Raw genomic sequence first — 6,767 nt, forward strand, 5'->3', positions numbered from 1 at the left:
GCTTATGATTGCCACATCCTTTCACCGTTCGAAGCGGCCGCTGGGGGCTATCCTGTTGGCATTGGCGATGCTGTTGGCAGGGCGATTCGCCGTTGCTGCGGATTCCGCCGCGAAGCCGAACATCGTCTTCATCATGGCCGACGACCTCGGGTGGCAGGATGTGGGCTTCATGGGGAGCAAGTATTTCGAGACGCCTCACCTCGACGCGCTCGCCGCGGGTGGGGTGGTTTTCGAAAACGCATTCATGTACCCGACCTGTTCGCCTTCGCGGGCGGCGCTTTTGACCGGCAAGCATTCCTTTCGCACCGGCTGCTACAACGTGCCGGTTTTGGAGCGAGGGGACGCGCAGGATAATATCTTTTCCCGCTGGACGGTTGAGAAGGAGCACCCCGTTTATTCGCAGCCTTTGAATGAAGCTGGCTACAAGCTGATCCACTTGGGCAAGTGGCACATCGTGGGACCGAATCCGGAGGAAGAGAAAGCGCTCCCGTTCCAGAAGAAGTTGGCCCAGCCGCCGAACGGAGACTTGAGCTGGCTTCCCGCCCATCTGACTCCGGAGATCCAGCAATATTATCCCCTTGGTCGCGGCTTTCACGAAAACGTGGGCGGTACCTGGTGGGGCGATCCAGCTCGTGGATACAAGCAAGGCTACAAGGCTCCCGGCGGGGGCTATGTGGCGCCGTTCAAGAATCCTTTTATCGAGGACAAGGAGGACGACGGGTGGTTGACGGATCGGCTGATGGATGAAGCGATCGATTTCATCGAGCGGCATTCCGAGGAGCCCTTTTTCGTGAATCTTCACTTCTACGCTCCGCACCGGCCGACGGTGCCCCGCGACGAGGCGGCCTTGCGGCATTTCATGGAAAAGGCGGCGGACCCGGAAACTGGGCAGGGCGTGGGCGATCGCACGGAGGTCGCAGCCTTTGCGACCATGGTGAAGTCGATCGACGACAACGTGAAGCGGCTGGTGGACTACCTGGAGGAAGCGGGTTTGCGGGAGAACACCGTGATCATCTTCACCTCCGACAACGGCTTTAACGGGCTGCAAAGCAGCAACCGCAACGTGAGGGGAGCCAAGGGGAACGTCTACGACGGCGGTTTGCGCGTCCCCGCTTTCGTGAACGCGCCGGGTCGGGTGCGGCCCGGCCGCGTCGAAACGCCGGTTCAAGGGCTGGACTACTTTCCGACCTTCTTGGAGCTTGCTGGCGTAAGCGATTATCGGGGCACCCTGGACGGGGAGAGTTTGCTGCCGTTGCTCAAGGGGGAATCGTTGGTCGAGCGGCCGCTCTTTTGGCATATCGCCAGCGCCTATAAGGATCCCGCTTGCTCGATTCTGAGGCGTGGACCCTGGAAACTGATCCAATACCTCAAGGATGGGCGTATCGAGCTTTACAATACCCAAGAGGACCTGAAGGAGAGTCGAGACCTGTCCCGGAGCCACCCGGAGGTCGCCCAGAGCATGGTGAAGGAATTGGAGCAGTGGCGTCGGGAAAACGAGGTGCCGCTGCCGCCGAGCTCGGTTTTGAAGTAGCTTAGGGACTAGGAATGGCCCCGTGGGGGTGACGATTCCTTAGAGGCTCGCCGGCTCCGTCGGCGAAACGGGAAAAAGGCGCTAGGTGGCCTTGAGGCAGCGCTTTGCCCAAGGTTTGGCGTATCATGTCGCTGAATACGGATTTTCCCTAATTACGGGCCCGTGGCCGCCCGGTGAGGAATACGTGATAAGCGTGGGTCGGCGAGCGGAATCGTATCTGGGGAGGCGATCTCCGCGTAAAAAGAGTGCCGTTCTGTTTCGGGGTGTGCAAGGTGCACGAGGTCAGGGGCTTATGGGATTGTATGTACCTGGCGAATACGGTCATTGGGGCCAGGTAAAAAGTGGCTTGGGCGAAGGGAAAAACGCGAGCTGAGAAGGGGACGCCTATTCGCGTAACGAATTGATTTCTAGCGAGATAGACAAACGGACACGCCTTCTGGACGAACGGACGTTGCGACAGCTGCGAAAAATCGTTATTCTCGGAGCGCGAGGTCTTTCGTATGTCCCTATACCTCAGTGGATTGCGGAGTTTATTTGGGGCCTCGCTTGTTTCTGGGACACGACAGCCTGCTTCCGGTCCTGCTTATGACCCCAAGCGATCGTCGATTGCCCGTTTCTGATAACCCATAACTGAACAATACCCACAATAATACGGTTTCGTATTCTACCTTATGAATATCCCAATAGCTGAGTTTCCCCACCTCTTTTCGGTACGCATTCGAAAATGTGCGGGCGTAATGCTTGCGTTCCCTTTGTTGGGATCGCTTTTCCTGCAGGCTCAGGACGGTGAGAAGGAAGAGGAGGTCTTCGAGCTTTCTCCCTTTGAAGTAGACGGTTCGCAAGACCAAGGCTACCGCGCCGAAAATACCTTGGCGGGAAGCCGCTTGAACATGTCCTTGGAGGATGTGGCTCAGTCCGTAAACGTCCTGACCATGGAGTTCCTGGAGGACGTCGGCGCGGAGAACATCGACGACATCCTGCTCTATGCGGTGAATGCGGAGCCGGACCACGGCGATGCCCCTACCGGACTCGCGACCGAGGAGAATGTCGGCACCACCTTGAACTTCGTGGCCAACGGCTTGCAGAACATCCGGGGTAGCAGCGCCTCCGTGACGGTGGACAACAACAATGGCGGCGGCACCATCGACACCTACAACGCGTCGCGCGTGGAGATCTCCCAAGGGCCGAACGCGGTGCTCTTCGGCTTCGGCGGAGCGGGTGGGGCGGTCAATCTCTCCACGCAGCGCGCGAGCATGCAGCGCGACTCCTTCCGTATCCAATCCACGGTGGGTTCCGACGATCAGTTCCGTAACATCTTCAATTTCAACAAGGTGCTGATCGACGGCAAGTTGGGCTTCAAGGTTATCTCCCTTTTTGAGGACAAGGAAAGCTGGCGGGCGGGCGCCTACAACGACAGTCGTCGCAATACCTTCGTGCTCTCGGCGAGGCCCTTCGAAGGCACGGAGTTTAGCGCCAACTACGAAAGGGGACACATCGACAAACAGTGGACGGTGAACCAAGGCGCCACGGATGCGTGGCAAGCGTGGGATGCGGTCTGGGATAGCGAGGAATACGAGGCCTTGTACGGCGCCGGCACCTTCGAGGCCTTCAACCGAGCGGGGGTGAACCGAAATAGCTTAGGCTCCTACGGTTTAATTCGTGGCAACAATTCCCAGCGCAAGGTATTCATAGACAACCTCGATTTCGCGGCGGAAGGGCTGCCTACCGATGCGGGCAATATCATTCCGCTGCATAACTTCTCTCGCACGAGCTCTTCGGTAGCAGGTCGGATGCTGTCGGACGAAGAGGTCGACATCTCGCAATTCACTCCCTTCGGCCCCGATTCCTACGAGAATCAAGATGTGAAGAACCTCAAGGTCACGCTCAACCAAAGGATTCGGCCAAACCTGTTCCTGAACCTCGAGTACTTCGATTCGGACAACGACATTTTCCGGACGGCTCCCACGAGCCGCAACCTGGCGATTCAGGCGGACCCGAACAAGGTGTTCGACGGCGTGGCCGCGGGCGCCCCGCATTTCGATGACATGGTGAACCCTTTCGGTCCCAGCGAAGATGGCTACTACCTGTATTCGGAAATGCAGATCCAGCAGCCCAACTTCTTTCTCAGCGATACCACTTTGAGAGGATCTATCGGTTACTTGCTCGATACCGAGCGCTGGGGAGACCACCGCATCAATATCGCCGCCAACAAGATGCAGAAGTCATGGGCGCGATCCACCTCACAAGAGATCCTGGACGTGCACGAGGCCATTGCTCGGGGCGTGAATCTGGGCCGCTACAATCTGGTGGGCAACAACGCCCTGCACGCCAACAACACCATCTGGCGTCGGCACTACTACGCGGCGGGGCCTGACGGGTATCCGGTAGACGACAGCGAAATTAAGCCAGGCTCCTTTTTCGATCCGGTCGAGATGCTCGTTGAAGATGGCGACGGCAACCCCTTCTTGCTGGGAACGAAGCAGTTCCGGCTCGGCGGGGGACATCAGCGCGAAACGGTTACCGATACGGAAGGCACGTCCTTCACTTGGGTCGGTCGCTGGTGGAAGGATAAGGTGATCAGCACGGTGGGTCTGCGCAATACCGACGCGATCACCAACGTCTTCGACGGCAGGACCGCGAATTCCCAAGTCGTCAAGGACGAGGACGGGAACGTGGTCTACAACGCGGATGGTTCCATTGCCCTGCTGGACGAGGCGGCTCGCCCCTTCCTTTACATCGACCCGAACACGGGATTGCCGGGAGCGAACGCCATGTCGGAATCATTCCAGTCCTCGACGCCCACCGATACCAAGGAGTCGACGGCTGCCAACTCGACCTTCGGCCTCGTCTACAAGCCTACCAACTGGATGTCGGTGGTCTACAACCGATCGACCAACCGCTCCGACCCGAGCATCTACCGTGTCATTATTCCCGGTATCGTGGCTCCCAGCGGCGACGGCTTCGGCCAGGACATCGGACTTCGCTTCAACCTCTTCGACCGCAAAGTCTCGCTGGCGTTGAACTATTTCGAGAACCGCACGGAAGACTCGTCCACGGGCGGCGGCGTCGAGGAGAACTTGCTCGAGCCGCACCGCGCGGTTCTGGACGCTTTCGTCCGCGCTCAAGAAGGGGTTATCTACTACCTTCAGGATGAAGAGGGGGACTACCTCCTGGACGAGAACAACAACCCGATCGTCGACGACTCGCGCACGAATCTGCCGATGGCCCAGAGCGATCCTCGCTACCTGAGCGAAGAAGAGCGTTTGGCCTCCTACGCTGTGGGCGCCAACCAGACCCTGATCGACAAGGAGTCTGCGGGATACGACGTCCGAATCGTCGCCAATCCGTCGAAAAACTGGAGGCTCGCCTTTAACTTCTCCGACATGCTCCGCTCTTCGCGCAAGGGCCTCTACGACGAGGATCTCGTCTGGCTCGCTGGCGAAAAGGAAGCCGTCATGGCCCGTTACGAAGCTTACGCTGCGGCTGGCGACAGCTACCTCGACGACCTCAAGACCGCCCTTCGCAACATCGAAGACGAGAAGAACGAGTCCTTCGTCCTGGAGGAAGTTCGCGTCGCCATAAACGAATTGATCGAAGCGGGAGATAGCGAGGGCGCGGAAGCCTTGTTCGCCAGTCTCCATCCCATCGGCCGCGCCTACGACTACATCGGCCAGGAGACCGGCGTGACCAAGCTGCAGGTCGAAGACATAGACACCGGCTCCAGCGCCAAGAAGGCCAATATGTTCACCTCCTACCGCTTCCGAGAAGGGAAGTTCAAAGGCTTCACCGTGGGCGGCGGTTTCACCTGGCGGGACAAGCGTACCTTGAATCACTTTTTCAACTACGTCGACGACGAGACAGGTGAAACAACGGTACGGACCCGTCCGGATGTGGTGTACGGCGACTATGACAGCATCACGATCTACGAGTCGGACGACGACTTCCGCCTGAACCTGATGGGCTCGTATTCGACCAAGCTGAAACTGTTCGGGATCGATGCGAATGCGAAGTTCCAGGTGAACGTCGACAACGTATTGCAGGATGGATACAGCTTCGAGCCGCTGCGCTACCTGATCGACGGCAATGTTCGCCGCTACACCATCGTCGGACCGCGTACCTGGAAACTCACTACCACTATCGATTTCTAGGGTTCGCTGATTTCAAAACTCTTTTCCGGGAAGGCCTGAAGGCGAACCGGGAAACGAGTTGCTCATAGCCTGCCGGGGTGCCAAGTCGCAGCCGGGCAGGCTTTTTCGTTTTCATGGGCTTGCAGGATTCCGGCGAGCGGCCGGAGGCGCGCCCTACCTAAAAATAGGGTGGGGTTTCAGCTCGCATTGCCACGGCAAGCGTCCTGCAATAGCTGTCCCCCTCCAGCTTGGAAGTCACCCCCAATGCATTTGCCCGAACCCAAACGACGCCGCTTTGGTATCGAAACCCTAACTACGTATCATGACGCTTCGAAATCTTAAGGTAATGTTCGCTTTGTTCGCGGGCCTTTTGACGCTGTTCGCCTACGGCCAGGCCGCCCGTCCCAATATCGTGGTGATCGTGGCCGACGACATGGGCTGGGGCGATTCCGGGACCTACGGGCACGAGCTGATACAGACTCCCAACATGGATCGCATGGCGGCCCAAGGGGTGAAGTTGACCCAATGCTACTCCGCGGCCGGCGTGTGTTCGCCCTCGCGTTCGGCGATCCTGACCGGACGCACTCCCTACCGCAACGGGGTGTATCGCCACCTTTCCGGCAATGGTCCGGCCTATTTGCGGGAAAGCGAAATCACCTATCCGGAGCTGCTGAAGGAGGTTGGCTACGAGACTTGCCACGTGGGAAAGTGGCACTTGCTGTCCAAGCAGCAGTTCGCAAATCCCGAGTATCCACAACCTGGGGACCACGGCTACGACTATTGGCTGTATACGCATAACAACGCCAGCCCGAGCCACGAGAATCCGGACAACTTCTATCGCAACGGCGAAGCGCTGGGCGAGATCGAAGGCTACTCGGCCCAGATCGTAGCGGGCGAGGCAGCCCATTGGCTGAAGAATCTGCGCGATCCGCAGAAGCCCTTCGCGCTTTCGGTTTGGTTCCACGAGCCGCATTCCCCCATCGCCACCGACTTGCGCTTCCAGGAGCTCTACGAGGGCCATGAGAACGCGAAGTACATGGGCAACATCACCCAGCTCGACCACGCCCTCGGCATGGTGCTCGACGCCTTGGAGGAGGTAGGGGAGAGCG

Annotated in this window: 3 protein-coding genes; all 3 read left to right on the forward strand. The window is 58.6% G+C overall.

Annotation, left to right across the window (positions count from 1 at the left end; genetic code table 11):
- Nucleotides 1-4: 4 nt before the first annotated feature.
- Nucleotides 5-1,531: a sulfatase gene (locus QEH57_RS06490; RefSeq protein ID WP_309005881.1), complete on the forward strand. Its 1,527-nt coding sequence runs from the start codon at nucleotides 5-7 to the stop codon at nucleotides 1,529-1,531.
- Between the two features lie 737 nt (nucleotides 1,532-2,268).
- Nucleotides 2,269-5,679, forward strand: coding sequence for a TonB-dependent receptor plug domain-containing protein (locus QEH57_RS06495; protein WP_309005882.1), 3,411 nt, complete (start codon nucleotides 2,269-2,271; stop codon nucleotides 5,677-5,679).
- A gap of 325 nt (nucleotides 5,680-6,004) precedes the next feature.
- On the forward strand, nucleotides 6,005-6,767 hold a 763-nt coding region (locus tag QEH57_RS06500; RefSeq protein ID WP_343224761.1), incomplete at its 3' end, for a sulfatase-like hydrolase/transferase.

It is taken from the genome of Pelagicoccus sp. SDUM812005, assembly GCF_031127875.1.
Lineage (GTDB): Bacteria > Verrucomicrobiota > Verrucomicrobiia > Opitutales > Opitutaceae > Pelagicoccus.

What these genes read in the sequence shown, in the direction of transcription:
- QEH57_RS06490 (WP_309005881.1), top strand. Translation starts at nt 5, where the DNA reads ATGATTGCCACATCCTTTCACCGTTCGAAGCGGCCGCTGGGGGCTATC.
- QEH57_RS06495 (WP_309005882.1), top strand. Translation starts at nt 2,269, where the DNA reads ATGCTTGCGTTCCCTTTGTTGGGATCGCTTTTCCTGCAGGCTCAGGAC.